This is a genomic window from Massilia timonae (assembly GCF_001866515.1).
GTDB lineage: Bacteria > Pseudomonadota > Gammaproteobacteria > Burkholderiales > Burkholderiaceae_D > Telluria > Telluria timonae.
Map to the genome: position 1 here is coordinate 133,000 of NZ_JRYB01000001.1, position 17,332 is coordinate 150,331.

Consider the following 17,332-nt stretch of genomic DNA (forward strand, 5'->3'; position numbering starts at 1 on the left):
AGAATCCCGCCCCGGCATTGCCGTGGCGGGATTTTTTTCTTGCCGGGCCGGCTCCAGCAAGGTGGCTTCGAGCTGCATCATTCGTGCGCGCCGCCGTCGCCTGATCCTGCTCACGCCACACCGCGGATCGCGCCGCGATCATGGAAGTCCTGACATGCACCCACCCAAGCGGAGGCGATATGCACGCAAGTTTCCACACCGTCCTGTCTTGTCTACTATGCCTGCTCGCGCCCGGGTTGATCGGCGCCGCGTCCGCCCAGGGCGCGCCCGGCCAGGTCGACGGCAAGAAGCCGCACCATCCCGCGCCCGCCAAGACCACCTACCGCGTCATCAACCTCGCCGCGGGCGAAGTCATCTCGGCCTCGATCAATGCCAGCGGCCAGGTCGCCTATTCGCTCACGACCGATATCTTCAACGAGCCCATCAACGCCTATTTCTACAATGGCAGCAGCTCGCAGAACATCGGCAGCCTGACCGGCCCGGGAAATTTCGCCCGCGTCACCGGGCTCACCAATTCAGGCCAGGTGGCCGGGGTCTCCCTCAATGCCGCCGACGACATCCGCACCTTCACCTGGAACGCCGCGGACGGCATGACCGATATCGGCACCCTGCCCGGGGCCGACGAAGCCCTCGAGCCGGTCATCAACAACAAGGGCGTGATCACGGCCATCGCCCACAATACCGCCACCAGCTTCAACCGCGCCTTCCGCTGGAGCGCACTGGGCGGCATCACCGACCTCGGCGTGCTGGCGCCGGGGCCGGTTGAATCGTCCTATCCCCGCGCCATCAACGATGCCGGCATCATCGTCGGCGACTCGTGGGCCTTCGGCAACGACTACCATGCCTTCCTCTGGACCTTCGGCACCGGTATGATCGACATCCACACCAACGCCAGCAACGACTCGACGCCGGTCGGCATCAGCGCCTTCGGCCAGGTGGCCGGCAACTACCATGTCGACGGCGAGCTCTGGCGCGGCTACGTCTGGACCTTCGGCACCGGCATGGTGGACATCGCCCCGCCCGCCGTGCGCACCGAGACCTTCGGCATGACTTCCGGCGGGCGCATCACCGGCCAGATCGGCGACCCGTTCATCGGTTCGCGCGCCATGACCTGGACCCAGGGCGGCGGCCTGGTCGACCTGGGCACGCTCGGCGGCACCATCTCGTCCGCGCGCGGCGCCAACAACAAGGGGCAAGTGGTCGGCGGCGCCCAGACCGGCGCCGGGCCGGTCCATGCCTATGTCTGGACCGCCAAAGAGGGCATGGTCGACCTGAACACGCGCCTGAAACACGCGCCGCCGGGCCTCGTGCTGGAAGCCGCCCTGGGCATCGCGGAGAACGGCTACATCGTCGCCGTGAGCAACACCGGCCTGGTGTTGCTCAAGCCGGTGAGCAAGTCGCCCTGCGGCTGCCCGCACAGCGTCGGCCCGGTCGTGGCAAGCGAGATGGTGGCGGTGGGCGCGCCGCTGACGGCATCGGTCGGCGTCGCCGGCGAACGTCAGGCCGCGCGCTACGGCATCACCTGGTACTGGGGCGACGGCAATGCCACGCGCACGGCGAGCACGCCGGCCGCGAGCGGCGCCGCCAGCGCCGGCGCGACCCACAGCTATACCCGTCCCGGCATCTATACGGTGACGGCGAAGGTCGTCGACGGCAACGGCGCCAGCGTGGACGTCAGCCGGCAGGTCGTCGCCTACCAGCCGGGCAAGGGGATGGCGGCCGGCGCCGGCGCCTTCATCTCGCCGCTCGCGGCCAGCAAGGCGCCTCTGCGCCATACGGGCAAGGCCCGCTTTCTGTTCATCGCGCCGGCGGTCGGCGCCCAGCCGGCAAGCGCGGCGGCGTTCTCGCAAGCGGCGCCGGGCTCACTGCACTTCGATGCCGGCGACCTGGACTTCGTGAGCAAGGACCTCAGGCGCGTCGCGGCGCAGGGCGCCCAGAGCCGCTTCGAAGGCAGCGGCACACTCAATGGCAAAGGCGGCTACCGGTTCGCGCTGGCTGCCACCGCATCGAACGCCGCCAGCGGCGAACCGGGCCGTATCAAGCTCAGGATCTGGCATCTCGACCGTGTGACGGGCAAGGAAGTGGTTGCCTACGATAACAGCAGGGCTGACGACGGACGCGTGCGCCCGGCCGTGGCCGGCGCGACCGCTCGCGCCGCTGCATCCACAACCGGCGCCAGCGATGGCGCCGGCAGCGCCCTGGCCGAGGGCAGCATCGCCCTGTATTAAGAGCCTCCCGGGCGGCGCGCGGCAAAGACGCTCCTCGCCGCCCTGTAACAAAGCGGTCATGCAAGAATGTAATCATGCCGGCCATCTTTCTGACCGGAGCCTGCATGACCCGCTTATCCTTGCCCCGCTTGCGCCTGACCGGCGCCGCTCCCTGCGCCGCCGCCCTTTCCCTGGCCCTGCTGGCCGGCTGCAGCCCCAGCGATCCATCCGATCCCGTCCCGACCACGCCGCCTCCGGTACAGACGCCGGACCCGACGCCAACGCCCGCGGCGCCGACGCCGGTCGCCTTCATGAGCGACGTGCACTTCCAGAACGTCTATGGCGACTTCAAGAACAGCCAGTTCGCCGGCATCCCGACCAGGGACGGCAAGCACGCGACCATCCGCACCATGTACGCGCAGCTGACCTCGACCCGCCTGTTCAACGAGAACTACTTCGCCTTCTTCGCCGCGCTGGACGACGCCTACGCCAGGGGCATCCGCGTCGTGGCGCTGCCGGGCGACTACACCGACGACGCCCAGCCGATGAACGTCGACGGCATCGCCGCCATCATGCGCGAATACCAGGCCAAGGGCATGCGCTTCTTCCTGGCGCCGGGCAACCACGATCCGGTCGAGCCCTACGACGACAACGAAGCCGGCAAGAACGACTTCCTGACCAAGGAAGGCAAGGAACAGAAGATCTTCGCCACCGGCAATCCGGCCTGCATCGCCAAGGACCCGACCGTGATCTGCACCGACCAGATCATGGAGCAAGGCACCGAACGCCTGATGACCAGGATGGCCGAATTCGGCTTCATGCCGAACAAGGCCGACCTGCTGTGGGAAACGCCGTTCAGCAAGTACAGCGGCGGCAAGTACAGCTATGACGAAGCGCTGGCCCAGGCCGCGGTGAAGAACCGCCAGTTCGAGATCTGCCTCGAGGGTTCGGGCGGCGCCTACAAGGCGGCCGGCGAAGCCAAGCTTGGCAAGCCGTTCACCAAGTGCACCGAAATGATCGACAGCACCTATCTGGTGGAACCGGTCAAGGGCTTGTGGCTGCTCTCGATCGACGCCAACGTCTTCGTCCCGAACGCGAAGTTCGATCCGGCCAAGCCGCACGACTTCAAGGGCTACGACGGCGCCGGCAACGCCGGCTGGAACAAGGTGATCACCCACAAGATGTTCCTGATGGACTACATCAAGTCGGTGGCGGCGCGCGCCAAGGCCGAAGGCAAGCAGTTGATGGCCTTCTCGCACTACCCGACCATGGACTTCTACGCCAACCAGACCGCGGCCATGAAGGCGGTGTTCAAGTCGGGCGCCTTCCAGACCGCGCGCGTGCCGGACCAGACGGTGGCCAACGCGGTGGCCGCGACCGGCCTGCGCCTGCACGTCGGCGGCCACATGCACTTCAACGGCACCAACGACCACCAGGATGCCGGCGGCAACTACCTGGTCAACGTCCAGTCGCCATCGCTGGCGGTGTACGGCGCCGCCTACAAGATCGTCACCTATCAAGACCAGGACACGATCGACGTCCAGACCATGCCCCTGAACACGGTGCCGCGCTTTGCCGAGCTGTTCCCGCACTACGTGGTCGAGAACGACTACCTGAAGGGCAGCTCGGTCCCTGGCGACGCCAGCAAGCGCTGGGACCGCAGCATCCTCGAGACCCGTTCCTACGGCGAGTACACCCATCAGTACTTCGGCGAACTGTCGCGCCTGCGCTTCATGGACGAATACTGGCCATGCGAGATGAAGGAAGCGGCGATGGCCCTGGACGGCAAGCAGATGCTGATCCTGTCGCAGCTGCAGACGAAGGTGACGCTGGCCCAGCTGAAGGATGTGCCCGGCGTCGTGCCCCTCACCGCCTCCTGCGCAGCGGCCGGCACCGCCGCCGGCGCCGCAGTCGCCGCCTCGACCCTGGCCACCGACTGGCTTGAGGCCACCGCGCGCGCCGACAAGCTGGCCAGCGCCGCCGGCCTGCGCCTGGACGACTTCGCCACCATCTCGGCCTACGATTTCTACGGCGACTTCCACCGCACCGTGTACGCGGGCGAACTGGCCCTGCGCGACATGGGCCAGCAGCGCGTGAACCAGTACAAGGTCTTGATGGCCGCCTTCCCGGCCACGCCGGCGGCGATCGTCAAGGTCGGCGACAAGCCGTCCGACCAGAACCCGGTGCACGTGCCGTTCCAGAACCAGTTCAAGCAGGTGTTCGCCATCCTCAAGGGCCTGGGCTCGGCCAAACCGAGCGACCATTTCACGGTCGACCTGAAGGGCAAGAAGGTCAGCAACGCCAGCAATAATGGGCTGAGCTTCAACTAACTACCGCTCTCATTCATCCGAAGGCGCTGCGCCCCATGGCCGCAGCGCTTTTTTTTCGGGAACAGCGATGCGCACGCCGTCCGACCTGTTTCGCGGCCCCCGCCGCCAGACGTCGTGTTTTTGTAAAACCTAGTAAACCTGATAGCTCCTGTCTGGTCAGACATTGCTTAGCGTATGGACCATAGGTATTGATGTTAAGCACGGCCACGTGCCGTCCCGCCCTTTCGAGATACCGCATGCCTTCAGATCGTCCTCCCGGAATGTTCTCGCCGACAACCCTGTTGACGGGTTTGCTGCTGTCGCTGGCATTCGGCGCCGGCGCGTATTTCGCCACGGCGGAGGCGATCGAGAGCGATGCCCACGCGCGGTTTCGCAGCATGGCGCGCGCCGCCCAGAACAATATCGATACCCGTATCAAAAGCTACGGCGACGTGCTGCGCGGGGTCGCGGGGCTGTTTCGCGTCAACCCTGACACCAGCGCGTCCGAGTTTCGCCAGTACGTCGAGCAGCTCGACATCAAGCGCAGCTTTCCAGGCATTGTCGTCATCAATTATGCGCGCATGGTGCGCGCCGACGGCCTGCCGGCACTGAACGAGGAATTGCGCGCGCGGCTGGCGCGCCATGGTGTGCGCCATCACACGCCGCTATTGCCTTCATCCGAACGCGACAGCTACACGGTGCTGGTGTACATGGAGCCGCTGTCGCCCGACCTGTACGACAGGCTGGGCCTGGACCTGGAGGCGCGCGGCATCACCCGGCGCGTGATGGCGCATGCGCGCGACAGTGGCCTGCTGAGCGCTTCCGGCACGCGCATCACCCTGCGGCCCGGGCCCAACCAGACCGCGCTGGCGCTGCGCCTGCCGGTCTACCGCGGCGACATGCCCGCTTCCAGTGCGGAACAGCGGCGCCTGGCCTATGTCGGCTCGGCCGGGCTGGGGTTCGGCGTCACGCCGCTGGTCAGCGGCGTGCTGGACGAGTTCCCGGTCGAAGGCGTGCGCCTGATGCTGACCGAGCTGACCGAGCCTGGCGAACCGGCGCCGCAGACGGTCCTCTACGACAGCCTGGCCACCGTCGACTACCCCAACCCGGCGCTGCCGCCGGACGACAGCAGCATGTTCGCAACCAGTCTGCCGATCGAATTCAACGAGCGCGTCTGGCGCGCCGACTTCAGCGTCGCCAAGTCGGCGCTGTACACCCGTTTCGACGTGTATTACCCGTGGCTGGCAGCCTTCGCCGCCAGCATGAGCGCGGCCCTCCTTTACGCCCTGTTCCAGACCCTGGCCTCGTCGCGTCGCAACGCCCTGCGCATGGCCGAGGAAATGACGCGCGAGCTGCGCGCCAGCCAGGCCAAGCTGCAGGCCAGCCACGAAAAACTGCGGATGCTGGCGGCGCACGCCGAGCAGATCAAGGAAGGCGAACGCAAGCGCATCGCGCGCGAGATCCACGACGACCTGGCGCAGAACCTGCTGGCCCTGAAGATCGAGGCCGAACTCCTGGCCAATCGCACCCGCGGCGGCCACCGGCGCCTGCACGCGCGCGCCGACGCCACCGTCCGCCAGATCGACGTCACCATCCGCAGCGTGCGCCAGATCATCAACGACCTGCGTCCCAACGTGCTGGACCTGGGCCTGTCGGCGGCGGTCGACTGGCAGGTGGCCGATTTCGCGCGCCGCACCGGCATCGAGTGCGAACTGGTCGACGACGACGGCGAGCACCGCATCGACGACCATTGCGCGACCGCCTTCTTCCGCATCCTTCAGGAATCGCTCAACAACGTGGCGCGCCATGCACGCGCCACCAAGGTCAGGATCGCCTTGCAGCAGCAGGCCGACATGCTGACCATGACGATCCGCGACAACGGCGTCGGCATGCAGCCGGGCAGCCGCAACCGCCACGGCTCGTTCGGCCTGGTCGGCATCGAAGAGCGGGTCGGCATCCTGGGCGGCTCGTTCTCGATCAGCAGCGGACTCGATTCGGGCACCACGATCGTGGTCACGATTCCCGTGGTCGGCCTGTGCGGGGACGTGGGCATGGACTTCTATCCCGGCAAGGCGTCCCCGATCGCCGTAGCCGCCTAATGCCCGGCAATGTTCGCACGGCTGTTGCCAAAAACTCGCAATGCTACCGGCACTTGAGCAACCTCAACAGTTACTCTGACAGACCGCAGGACAATTCCTATAGCTGTCGCCGGTCAACACGCCGGGATTCTTCCTATATCGAGTAGGCGGAGTCCATCACTGACCGTTCAGCAGCGCAAGCGCGGCGAATAAGCGCACGACCGAAACAGGGATGAAGCAACACCAACGTCTACAACACAACACGAGGTGAAACGATGTCGACCAATACCGAATTCTCCGTCTTTGAAGCACTCGACCTGGCCCCCATCAAGATGAAACTGATGCACGTGGAATCAGGTGAAGGCTGGTCCGAGCAGCGTGCCGATGCCGCCGCAGCCGAGTACCGCCGCTTCCTGTTCCTGATGAAAAAATACCCGGAGGCCGGTGCTTCGCCGACCGTTGAAGTCGACACCTTCTGGCACTACCACATCCTGGACACGATGAAGTACGCCCGCGACTGTGAGGCTACCTTCGGATTCTTCCTACACCACTATCCCTATGTCGGCATGGGCGCCGGCGCCAACGATGGCGAACGCCAGCGCGCCGGCGACCGCATGCGTGCGTTGTACGAGGCCGAGTTCGGCGTGGTCGTCAAGGGCGACGCCGCATTCTGCGCCTACCCGAGCAAGCAGGCCGCCGAGGCCGCGTTCTGCGCCTACCCGAGCAAGCAAGCCGCCGAAGCCGCCTTCTGCGCCGCCCCGAGCAAGCAGGCCAGCGCCACCGCCTTCTGCGCCGCCCCGGGCAAGCAAGCCAGCGACATCGCCTTCTGCTCCGCCCCGGGCAAGCAGGCCAGCGACACCGCGTTCTGCGCCGCCCCGGGCAAGCAGGCCAGCGACACCGCGTTCTGCGCCGCCCCGGGCAAGCAGGCCAGCGACACCGCGTTCTGCGCCGCGCCCGGCAAATCCCTGCAAGCCGCCTGACCTGCCCGTCTGCCCCTCGCAGCCGGGAGGCAGCCATGGCGCCATCCCGGCTGTCGCCTATTCGGCGAGCGTCATCTCTGCTTCGCTGCCCTTCCTGATCATCAGCGCCCGCAATTCGCTGATGCTGAAATCGCTCTCCTCGTGCATGCGGATCAGCAGCGTGGCGCCGATCGGCAGGGTAGCGTGGCGGATCTTGCTGATCACGGGCGGCGCCACTTCGAGCAGCTTCGACAGGGCTGCGTCATTCTTCAGGCGCAGTCGGGCAATGATGGCGTCGAGGACCCGGTTGGGGTCGTACTCGGCGCCGGGCGGGAGGCGGCGGATCGGCATGGCTCTTTCAGTAGTATTATTAATTTGCTATTTAACACGCTATACCGCGAAAAATTAGCAGAAAGAGGCAAACCATCAGTATTTATACGGCTATTTTCGCGGGACGCGAAATTATACAGATAGTCGATAAATAATGTTTACTATTCCATCATCTGGTCGCGACGCCGCGCGCAGGCGCGCCAGCGTCGTGGCGACGTCGGGATGGCGCAGGCGCACGCGCAGTTCGCGCCTCAGGCGGGTGTCGTCCAGCTGCCGCGATTCCGACATGAAGGACAGCAGCATCGGCGACACCGCGCCTTCCAGATCGGCGCGCGCCAGGCGCGGCGGGCGGTGCATGCCGAAGGCGTCGGCCACGGCATCGAAATAATCGGCCATCTTCATGCGCGTGCGGTCGACCGCGTGCACCACGCGCCCGGCCCGTCCGCGCTGCAAGGACGCCAGCACGATGCGCGCCAGGTCGTCGGCGTGCACGTGGCTGGTGTAGACGTCGTCCTCGGCACGCAGCGCCGGCGTGCCCTGCTCCAGGCGGCGCAGCGGCAGGCGGTCGTCGGCATAGATGCCGGGCACGCGCAGGATGGACAGCGACGCGCCGCTGGCCAGGGCCCAGGCGCGCAGGATGCGCTCGGCGTCCACGCGCCGCCGCGCGCGCGCGTTGCGCGGCGCCACCGGGCGGTGTTCATGGACCAGCGCGCCGCCGCAATCGCCGTACACGCCGCTCGTGCTCACATACACCATGCGCTCGACCTTTCCCAGCGCCGCCGCCAGGTGGCGCGTGCGCCGGTCGTGCTCGCCATCCGGCTGCGGCGGCGCGAGGTGCAGCACCCACGGCGCGAGTTGCCGCAGGCGCGTCAGGGTCGCGGGTCGGTCCAGGTCCGCCACCAGCGGCACCGCGCCCAGCGCGCGCAACTCGGCGCGGCGCTCGGGCTGGCTGGTCAGGGCGAACACCCGGAATTTCCCGGCCAGCAGCGGCAGCAGGCGCATGCCGACGTCGCCGCAACCGACGATGAGCAGGCGGGGACGGGCGAAGGAGGAGCGGTCTGGCATGGGTTCGGGCAATGGAGGCGGACCGCGGCACTGTAGCACAGCGCCGGCGCCGGGCCGGGGCCGCCCGCGCCCGGCAAAACCGGGGCCGGTGTAGAATAGCGCCCAGTTGCGACAAAATCGCCATAGGATCAACCACTTGCGCTTAGCTTGCGCGCCAACCACCGAATCGCATGACCTTCCAGATCACCGTCCAGCCCAGCGGCAGCCAGTTCACCTGCGAAGCCGATGAAACCGTCCTTTCCGCGGCCATCCGCGCCGGCATCGGCCTGCCATATGGCTGCAAGAACGGCGCCTGCGGCTCGTGCAAGGGCAAGGTGCTCGATGGCGCGGTGGAGCACAAGCCGCACCAGCAGCGCGCGCTGTCCGACATCGAAAAGACCGGCGGCATGTCGCTGTTCTGCTGCGCCGTGCCGAGCGCCGACCTGGTGATCGAGGCGCGCGAAGTCGGCGGCAGCTCGGACTACCCGCTGCGCAAGATGCCGACCCGGATCGCCGCCATCCGCCGCGCCGCGCCCGACGTCGCGATCGTCAACCTGCAACTGCCGGCCAACGAGCTGCTGGCCTACCGCGCCGGCCAGTACATCGAATTCCTGCTCAAGGACGGCAAGCGCCGCGCCTACTCGATCGCCAACGCGCCGTCGTTCGAAGGCCCGCTCGAACTGCACATCCGGCACCTGCCGGGCGGCCTGTTCACCGACCACGTGTTCGGCGCCATGAAGGAACGCGACATCCTGCGCTTCGAGGGGCCGCTGGGCACCTTCTTCCTGCGCGAAGAATCCGACAAGCCGATCGTGCTGCTGGCCTCGGGCACCGGCTTCGCCCCGGTCAAGGCCCTGGTCGAGCACCTGATGCACCTGAAGTCGACCCGCCCCGTGCGCCTGTACTGGGGCGGCCGCCGTCCGCAAGACCTGTACATGGACGAGCTGTGCCGCGCCTGGGAAACCACGCTGCCCGACTTCACCTACGTGCCGGTGATCTCGGACGCGCTGCCCGAGGATGCCTGGACCGGCCGCACCGGCTTCGTGCACGCGGCCGTCATGCAGGACATCATCGACCTGTCGGGGCACCAGGTCTACGCCTGCGGCGCCCCGGTGATGGTCGATTCGGCGCGCCGCGACTACACGGCCTTGTGCGGCCTGCCCGAAGACGAGTTCTTCGCCGATTCGTTCACCACCGAAGCGGATCTCGCTAACGGCTGATGCCATTGCTGGGCCGGTTGTACGCGTGGACGGGAAACCCGTCCACCCTACCCGGCGCCGACGCGGCGCCGCATCTTCGGGCACAATGATGGGTTCTCCCGTCGCCCCGAACAATCCATGTCCCTGCTGTCTCCCTCCGGCCGCCTCGGCGTCCTGCGCAACCGCAATCTCGCCTTCTATCTCTCGGCGCGCTTCCTCGCCACCTTCGCCGTCCAGATGCAGAGCGTGGCGATCGGCTGGCAGGTGTACCAGATCACCGGCAGCCTGTTCGACCTCGGCCTGATCGGCCTGGCGCAGTTCGCGCCATTCCTGCTGTTCATCCTGTGGGCCGGCCACGTGGCCGACCGCTACAACCGGCGCCTGATCGTCATGGCCTGCATGGCGGTGCAGCTGTTGTGCAGCGCGCTGCTGATCGCCTTCACCGCCAGCGGCAGCACGGTCGTGTGGCCGGTGTTCGCGATCCTGGTGGTGTTCGGCAGCGCGCGCGCCTTCATGATGCCGGCCTCGCAGGCGGTGCTCAAGAACCTGGTGCCCGACCGCGAATTCAGCCAGGCGGTGGCGCTCGGCTCCTCGACCATGCACGTGGCGATGATCCTGGGACCGATCGTCGGCGGCCTGCTGTACGTGTTCGGCGCGCAGGTCGTGCACATGACGTCGGCCAGCCTGCTGGCGCTGGCGGTGCTCCTAATGACGAACACGCGCAGCATCCAGCAGATCATCAACAAGGCGCCGGTCAGCTGGCACACCCTGCTCGAGGGCCTGCGCTTCGTGCGCTCGCGCCCGATCGTGCTGGGCGCCATCTCGCTCGACCTGTTCGCGGTGCTGTTCGGCGGCGCCACCGCCCTGCTGCCGGCCTATGCCCACGACATCCTCGGCGCCGGGCCCACCGGCCTCGGTTTCCTGCGCACCGCGCCCGGCGTCGGCGCCGCCCTGTGCTCGATCACGCTCGCGATGTTCCCGATCACGCGCCGGGTCGGGGCCTGGATGTTCGGCGGCGTCGCGCTGTACGGCGTCTGCGTGATCCTGCTCGGCCTGACCGACAGCTTCCCGGTCGCCCTGGCCGCCCTGTTCCTGCTCGGCGTGGGCGACATGGTCAGCGTCTACATCCGCCACCTGCTGGTGCAGTACGAGACCCCGGACGAGATCCGCGGCCGGGTCAGCGCCGTGAACTCGGTGTTTATCGGCGCCTCGAACGAGCTGGGAGAATTCGAATCCGGCGTCACCGCCGGCTGGCTGGGCCTCACGCGCGCCATCCTGCTCGGCGGCGTTGCCACGCTGGTGGTCACCGGGCTGTGGGCGGTGCTGTTCCCGGTGCTGTCCAGGATGGACCGCTTCCCGCACCACGAAAAAGAGCGCGCGAGCTGACGCCCGCGCCGTCGCCCCTGCCCTGACTTCAGGCCACCGCCAGCGCGCGCCGGTTCGATGCCGATGCCGATGCCGATGCCGCCGGACGGGCCGCGCCGGCGGTGCGCTGGCCAGTCTCCAGCTTGAACACGCTGACCGTCTCGGCCAGGCGCGCCGATTGCTCCTTCAGCGACTGGGCGGCGGCGGCCGCTTCCTCGACCAGGGCCGCGTTCTGCTGGGTCACCGCATCCATCTCGCTGACCGCCTGGTTGATCTGCTCGATGCCGTTTTCCTGCTCGTGGCTGGCGACCGTGATCTCGCCCATGATGTCGGTGACGCGCTTGACGCTCACCACGATCTCGTCCATGGTGGCGCCGGCCTGGGTCACCAGGCGGCTGCCTTCGTCGACCTTGGTCACCGAGTCGTCGATCAGCGTCTTGATTTCCTTGGCCGCGCTGGCCGAACGCTGGGCCAGGTTGCGCACCTCGCTTGCCACCACGGCGAAGCCGCGGCCCTGCTCGCCGGCGCGCGCCGCTTCGACCGCCGCGTTCAGCGCCAGGATGTTGGTCTGGAAGGCGATGCCGTCGATCACCGAGATGATGTCGACGATCTTGCTGGCCGACGCATGGATGGCGCCCATGGTGTCGACCACGCTGGATACCACGACGCCGCCGCGGGTGGCGACGTCGGAGGCCGAGCGCGCCAGGCCATTGGCCTGGCGTGCGTGTTCGGCGTTCTGCTTGACGGTCGAGGTCAGTTCTTCCATCGACGAGGCGGTTTCTTCCAGCGAGCTGGCCTGCTGCTCGGTGCGGCTCGACAGGTCGAGGTTGCCCACCGCGATCTCGTCCGAAGCGGTGGCGATGGTGTCGGTGCCTTCGCGCACCTGGCTGACGATGTCGCGCAGGTTCGTGTTCATCTCTTTCAGCGCGCGCAGGAGCTGGCCCGTCTCATCGGTCGAGGTGACCTCGATCTCGCTGCTCAGGTCGCCCGCGGCGACGGTGCGCGCCACTTCCACCGCCTGATTCAGCGGCTTGACGATCGAACGGGTGATCAGCCAGGCGACCGCGACCGCGGCCAGCAGGGCTGCGCCACCCACGCCGAACATCAGCGCGCGCGCTTGCGCATAGGCGGTACGCCCGCGCTCCTGGTCCTCGTTGTTGCGCTGGCTCTGCAGGGTAATGATCTCGTCGATCGACGCGGTCCAGCCGCGCATCGCCGGCACGAACTCGGTGCGCAGGAATTCACGGCCGGCCTCGAGCTCGTTCTGCTTCGCCAGCGCCTCGCCCTTCGCGACCAGCGGCAGTACCTTGGCCGCCGCCGCCGCGGTATTGGCGAGCTGGGCTTTGCCTTCCTCGGAAGTGATCGACGCCGTGAGCTTGCTTGCCGCGCTCTCGTAGGCTTCGCGCGCCTTGACGATCGCGGTGGACTGTTCCTGCATCAGCGCCTCGTCGGAAATGATCGTGATGTCGCGCACCGCGATCGAGATCCGGCGCAGGTTGTCGCGCATCGCGGCGGCGGCATCGATCCTCGCATTGTTCACCTCGACGACCCTGACCAACAGGTCGTTCATGGCGCTCAGCTTCTGCACGCCCGTTCCGAGTACGACGGCCAGCAGCACCAACACCAGGCCGAAAGCGAGGGCCAGGCGCTGGCCGATTTTCAATTGCATTAATTGCATTTTATTCCTTCCAATCCCTGTCATTGCGTCTGCCGATTCAGCGAGGCATCTGCGTATTTTTATCGTTTCATGCACGCACCGGTCTTTCGACTGTTGTGACTTTTGAACTTTTACGTGAAACAATTCGATAGAATTTTGCGTCATTGCTGGATTTTAGTAGGACCGATCCTACAAAACGAGCAAATAATTGCGTTGTGGAAATTCAGCAACATTGATACCTTGGCGTCATTGTCAGGACGGCAATTCAGGTGGACGCGGCGAAAATCGCGGGAGGTGTAAGATGAAGCCGTAATGACTACAGGAGCCATCCATGCAGATCAATGTAAATACCGATAACACCATCAACAAGCATCAGGGCCTGGACGAGCACGTCCAGGAAGTCGTGCGCTCCTCCATCGGTCGTTTCGGCGACCAGGTCAACCGTGTTGACGTTCACCTGAGCAATGAGAACAAGGAGAAGAAAGCGGACGGCGGCAATTCCTGCATGCTGGAAGCACGCCTGGCGGGCATCGCGCCGATCGTCATCCACGAGCACGCCACCGACCTGCACCAGGCCATCAACAACGCCGGCGGCAAGCTGGCGCGCGCCCTCGACAGCGCGATCGGCCGCCTGCAGGACAAGCAGCGCGCCGCCTCGATCACGCACACCGAAGATCCAACCGCCGACAAGCACTTGACGGACATGTGATCGTGAACCAATGAAGCGCAGGCCCGTCCGGGCCTGCCTTCAGCCTACGCAGCGCTCCCCTCCAGCATCGCCCTCACTTCGCGCAGATAGCGCAAGCCCGCCAGCGCGCGGCTGCCGTACCACGACATCATCTCGCCATCGACCAGCAGCACCGGAATCCCGATCTGTTTTTCCAGCGCGTCCGCGTGCGCCTCCGTGAAGCGGTAGGGTTCGGTCGACAGCAGCACGGCGTCGAGCCCGTCCACCAGGGCTTCGGACCAGTCGAAACGGGGATAGCGCGCCGCTCCCAGCGCGGGCACGCGCCAGCCCAGTTCGGCCAGCATGGCGGCGATATACGTGTCTTTCGACACGCTCATCCATGGGTCTTGCCAGATGCAGTACAGGACCGTGCGCGCCGGGCCGGCCGGCAAGGCGCGCAGCCGCGCCAGTTCTTCCTCGAAGGCCCCGCACCAAGCCCCGGCTTGTTCCCCGGCGCCGAAGATGCCGCCCATCAGCCGCGCCAGCGCCAGGTTGTCGTGCGGGACCAGGGGATGGGTGACCACCACGTGCGGCACGAACTGCGCCAGCGCGTCGACGGTCGGCTTTTCGTTCTCGTCGATGTTGACCACGACGTGGGTCGGCGCCAGCTTGCGGATCTTCTCGAGGTTGACGTCCTTGGTGCCGCCGACCTTGGGGATGTCCGCCACCGCCGCCTTCGGGTGAATGCAGAAACCGGTGCGGCCGACCAGCCGCGGCGCCAGGCCGAGGTCGCACAGCAGCTCGGTGATCGACGGCACCAGCGACACGATGCGGGCGTCCGCGGCCACGGCATGCCGCCGGCCCAGCGCGTCGACGAGGAGATTGTCAGAAGTCGTCATGCGATGTTTCACCATTGTTGTTTAAGCCGCGCCGAATACGCATTCCAGGTCCGATAGGCTATCATTTCACCGCTGTAAGGACTCAACCTTACGCGATTCGCTCGAGGCCCCACTTGGAACACATCGGCACCTTCGGTGCTTCCCGTACGACGCTGCGCGACCTGCACCTGTTTCGCGACGAGACCGACCCGGCCATCGCCGCGATGGTGGCTGGCTGCGCCGTCGTGCGCATGGCGCGCGGTCGCCGCATCGACGATGGCGGCCAGGCGCGCCTGTACATCGTCCTGTCGGGCGTGCTCGAGATCGCACCCGACGCCCATGCCGGCGACGAAGGCAACACCAGCCGCATCCTCCCGGGCGAGAGCGTCGGCGAACAGGCGGTGCTGGACGACGCGGCGAACCTGGCGGCGATGACGGCGCTCGAGGACACCGAACTCCTGGTGATCGAGTCCGACATGGTGTGGACCCTGATCGAACGCTCCAGCGTGCTGGCGCGTAACCTGCTGCGCCTGCTGTCCTTCCGCATCCGCGCCACCAACGCCCTGCTGCGCCGGCGCCAGAAGCTGGGCGAATTCTACCGCCAGCTCTCGCTCAACGACCCGCTCACGGGCCTGTACAACCGCGCCTGGCTGGGCGAGATGCTGCCCAAGCTGGCCGCGCGCGCGGCCACCGACGGCAGGGCGCTGTCGCTGGTGATGATCGACCTCGACCACTTCAAGCGCTTCAACGACACCCACGGCCACATCGCCGGCGACGCCGCGCTGGCCGCAGCGGCGAACGTGATCCGCGCCGCGCTGCGCCCGTCCGACTTCGCGGTGCGCTATGGCGGCGAGGAGATGCTGGCCGTGCTGCCCGACACCACGCCGGAACTGGCCACCGGGGTGGCCGAACGCCTGTGCCGGCGCCTGCGCCTGGCCGTCGTGTTCCCCGACATGCGCCTGCCGCTGCCGCACCTGACCGCCTCCTTCGGCGTGGCCAGCCTGGCGCCCGGCGACGACGAGCGCGGCCTGATGGCGGCGGCCGACGCCGCCCTGTACCGCGCCAAGCAGGCGGGACGCGACCGCGTCTGCGCTTGAAGTCGCTTGCCGCCGGCCGTGACTGATCGGCGCGGATGTGCCACCATGCTGGTTGACGCTGTGAAGCAGCACACACAACAACAACACATGAGCACGCATACCTTCCTCTGGCACGACTATGAAACCTTCGGCGCGGTGCCGCGCCGCGACCGCCCGGCCCAGTTCGCCGCGATCCGCACCGACGCCGACCTCAACGAGATCGGTGAGCCGGTCATGCTGTACTGTCAGCCGGCCAACGACTTCCTGCCCGACCCGCAATCGTGCCTGATCACCGGCATCACCCCGCAGCACTGCCTCGAGCAAGGCGTGCCCGAACATGAATTCGCGCGCCGCATCGAAGCCGCCTTCAGCGAGCCGGGCACGATCGGCGTCGGCTACAACACGATCCGCTTCGACGACGAGGTGACCCGCTTCCTGTTCTGGCGCAACCTGATCGATCCCTACGCGCGCGAGTGGCAGCACAACTGCGGCCGCTGGGACCTGCTCGACGTGGTGCGCATGGTATACGCGCTGCGCCCCGAGGGCATCGAATGGCCGACCCGCGACGACGGCAAGCCGAGCTTCAAGCTGGAACACCTGAGCGCCGCCAACGGCCTGGCCCACGAGGCGGCGCACGATGCGCTGTCCGACGTGCGCGCCACCATCGCGCTGGCGCGCCTGATCCGCGACAGGCAACCGCGCCTGTTCGACTTCTGCCTCGAGCTGCGCCGCAAGGACCGGGTCGCGACCGAGATCGGCCTGCACCTCGACCCGGGCCAGCGCCAGCCTTTCCTGCACGTGTCCGGCATGTTCCCGGTCGAATACGGCTGCCTGGGCCTGGTCTATCCGCTGGCCCAGCATCCGACCAACAAGAACGAGGTGCTGGTCTGGGATTGCCGCCACGACCCGTCCGAACTGTTCGCGCTCGACGCCGACACCATCCGCACGCGCATGTTTACGCGCGCCGGCGACTTGCCCGAAGGCGTGACCCGGCTGCCGATCAAGAGCGTGCACCTGAATAAATCGCCGATGCTGGTCGGGAACCTCAAGACCCTGCGGGCCGACCTGGCCACGCGCTGGGACATTGACCTCGAGCGCGGTCGCGCGCACGCCGCGCTGGCGGCCGGCGGGCCGGACATGCGGGCGATCTGGGCCCAGGTGCTGGCCAAGCCCGGCGCGGGCGAGACGGTGGACGTCGACGAAGACCTGTACGGCGGCTTCGTCAGCCGCGACGACCGCCGCCAGCTCGAGTCCCTGCGCATGCAGAAGCCCGAGGCGCTGGCGCGGCGCGTCAGCTTCGAGGACGAGCGCCTCAACGAACTATTGTTCCGCTACCGCGCGCGCAATTTCCCGCACACGCTTTCGGAAGACGAGATGCAGCTGTGGGAAGCGCACCGGGCGGCGCGGCTGTTCGAGGGTGCGCATGGGGCGCGTACGGTCGACCAGCTGTTTACCGAGATCGATGCCTTGTCGGAGACGGCGGACGAGCGCGCGGAGGAAATCCTCGGCGCCTTGTACGATTACGCCGAGTCGATCGCTCCCGACCGATATTGAACGTGTCGT

General features: G+C 67.0%; 13 protein-coding genes. 9 read left to right on the plus strand and 4 right to left on the minus strand.

The annotated features are described in order from the left end of the window. Positions 1-179 precede the first annotated feature (179 nt). The 4 genes from LO55_RS00640 (at position 180) to LO55_RS00655 (ending at position 7,574) form a co-directional block, all read left to right on the plus strand. Positions 180-2,228 (plus strand): PKD domain-containing protein, encoded by a 2,049-nt coding sequence (locus LO55_RS00640; RefSeq protein WP_177185488.1) that lies wholly within the window; start codon positions 180-182, stop codon positions 2,226-2,228. Positions 2,229-2,332: 104 nt separating this feature from the next. Continuing rightward, the gene (locus LO55_RS00645) at positions 2,333-4,537 is read left to right on the plus strand and encodes a metallophosphoesterase family protein (RefSeq protein ID WP_071363641.1); all 2,205 of its coding nucleotides are present in this window, start codon (positions 2,333-2,335) and stop codon (positions 4,535-4,537) included. 236 nt (positions 4,538-4,773) lie between these two features. Beyond that, the gene (locus LO55_RS00650; RefSeq protein WP_229410002.1) at positions 4,774-6,615 is read left to right on the plus strand and encodes a sensor histidine kinase; all 1,842 of its coding nucleotides are present in this window, start codon (positions 4,774-4,776) and stop codon (positions 6,613-6,615) included. 254 nt (positions 6,616-6,869) lie between these two features. Next, complete coding sequence (locus LO55_RS00655; protein WP_071360038.1) at positions 6,870-7,574, plus strand: glycine-rich domain-containing protein; 705 nt, start codon at positions 6,870-6,872, stop codon at positions 7,572-7,574. A 57-nt stretch (positions 7,575-7,631) separates the two neighbouring features. Here LO55_RS00655 and LO55_RS00660 read toward each other — a convergent pair whose 3' ends face one another. Both LO55_RS00660 and LO55_RS00665 read right to left on the minus strand, forming a co-directional pair. After that, positions 7,632-7,904, minus strand: a complete 273-nt coding sequence (locus LO55_RS00660; RefSeq protein WP_071360039.1) for a hypothetical protein — start codon at positions 7,902-7,904, stop codon at positions 7,632-7,634. 111 nt (positions 7,905-8,015) lie between these two features. Beyond that, positions 8,016-8,948, minus strand: coding sequence for an NAD(P)H-binding protein (locus LO55_RS00665; RefSeq protein ID WP_071360040.1), 933 nt, complete (start codon positions 8,946-8,948; stop codon positions 8,016-8,018). Between the two features lie 170 nt (positions 8,949-9,118). Between LO55_RS00665 and LO55_RS00670 the strand changes: the two genes are divergently transcribed. Continuing rightward, positions 9,119-10,147, plus strand: coding sequence for a CDP-6-deoxy-delta-3,4-glucoseen reductase (locus LO55_RS00670; protein WP_071360041.1), 1,029 nt, complete (start codon positions 9,119-9,121; stop codon positions 10,145-10,147). Positions 10,148-10,264: 117 nt separating this feature from the next. Beyond that, positions 10,265-11,512: an MFS transporter gene (locus tag LO55_RS00675; protein WP_071360042.1), complete on the plus strand. Its 1,248-nt coding sequence runs from the start codon at positions 10,265-10,267 to the stop codon at positions 11,510-11,512. Between the two features lie 28 nt (positions 11,513-11,540). Here the strand turns inward: LO55_RS00675 and LO55_RS00680 are convergent, their stop codons facing one another. Then, the gene (locus tag LO55_RS00680) at positions 11,541-13,169 is read right to left on the minus strand and encodes a methyl-accepting chemotaxis protein (protein ID WP_071360043.1); all 1,629 of its coding nucleotides are present in this window, start codon (positions 13,167-13,169) and stop codon (positions 11,541-11,543) included. Between the two features lie 310 nt (positions 13,170-13,479). Between LO55_RS00680 and LO55_RS00685 the strand changes: the two genes are divergently transcribed. Continuing rightward, positions 13,480-13,857: an HPF/RaiA family ribosome-associated protein gene (locus LO55_RS00685; protein WP_005668793.1), complete on the plus strand. Its 378-nt coding sequence runs from the start codon at positions 13,480-13,482 to the stop codon at positions 13,855-13,857. Positions 13,858-13,901: 44 nt separating this feature from the next. Here the strand turns inward: LO55_RS00685 and LO55_RS00690 are convergent, their stop codons facing one another. Then, positions 13,902-14,714 carry a helical backbone metal receptor gene (locus LO55_RS00690; protein WP_071363642.1) on the minus strand — a complete coding sequence of 271 codons (813 nt, stop codon included), beginning with the start codon at positions 14,712-14,714 and terminating at the stop codon, positions 13,902-13,904. Between the two features lie 113 nt (positions 14,715-14,827). Between LO55_RS00690 and LO55_RS00695 the strand changes: the two genes are divergently transcribed. Both LO55_RS00695 and sbcB read left to right on the plus strand, forming a co-directional pair. Continuing rightward, a complete protein-coding gene (locus LO55_RS00695) occupies positions 14,828-15,790 on the plus strand; it encodes a GGDEF domain-containing protein (RefSeq protein ID WP_071360044.1) in 963 nt (320 codons plus the stop codon). 87 nt (positions 15,791-15,877) lie between these two features. Continuing rightward, on the plus strand, positions 15,878-17,323 hold the full coding sequence (sbcB, locus tag LO55_RS00700; protein ID WP_071360045.1) for an exodeoxyribonuclease I: 1,446 nt from the start codon (positions 15,878-15,880) through the stop codon (positions 17,321-17,323). Positions 17,324-17,332 lie beyond the last annotated feature (9 nt).

Excerpts from the sequence above, each read along its gene's own strand:
- LO55_RS00640 (WP_177185488.1), top strand. The coding sequence starts at position 180 with ATGCACGCAAGTTTCCACACCGTCCTGTCTTGTCTACTATGCCTGCTC.
- LO55_RS00645 (WP_071363641.1), top strand. The coding sequence starts at position 2,333 with ATGACCCGCTTATCCTTGCCCCGCTTGCGCCTGACCGGCGCCGCTCCC.
- LO55_RS00650 (WP_229410002.1), top strand. The coding sequence starts at position 4,774 with ATGCCTTCAGATCGTCCTCCCGGAATGTTCTCGCCGACAACCCTGTTG.
- LO55_RS00655 (WP_071360038.1), top strand. The coding sequence starts at position 6,870 with ATGTCGACCAATACCGAATTCTCCGTCTTTGAAGCACTCGACCTGGCC.
- LO55_RS00660 (WP_071360039.1), bottom strand. The coding sequence starts at position 7,904 with ATGCCGATCCGCCGCCTCCCGCCCGGCGCCGAGTACGACCCCAACCGG.
- LO55_RS00665 (WP_071360040.1), bottom strand. The coding sequence starts at position 8,948 with ATGCCAGACCGCTCCTCCTTCGCCCGTCCCCGCCTGCTCATCGTCGGT.
- LO55_RS00670 (WP_071360041.1), top strand. The coding sequence starts at position 9,119 with ATGACCTTCCAGATCACCGTCCAGCCCAGCGGCAGCCAGTTCACCTGC.
- LO55_RS00675 (WP_071360042.1), top strand. The coding sequence starts at position 10,265 with ATGTCCCTGCTGTCTCCCTCCGGCCGCCTCGGCGTCCTGCGCAACCGC.
- LO55_RS00680 (WP_071360043.1), bottom strand. The coding sequence starts at position 13,169 with ATGCAATTAATGCAATTGAAAATCGGCCAGCGCCTGGCCCTCGCTTTC.
- LO55_RS00685 (WP_005668793.1), top strand. The coding sequence starts at position 13,480 with ATGCAGATCAATGTAAATACCGATAACACCATCAACAAGCATCAGGGC.
- LO55_RS00690 (WP_071363642.1), bottom strand. The coding sequence starts at position 14,714 with ATGACGACTTCTGACAATCTCCTCGTCGACGCGCTGGGCCGGCGGCAT.
- sbcB (WP_071360045.1), top strand. The coding sequence starts at position 15,878 with ATGAGCACGCATACCTTCCTCTGGCACGACTATGAAACCTTCGGCGCG.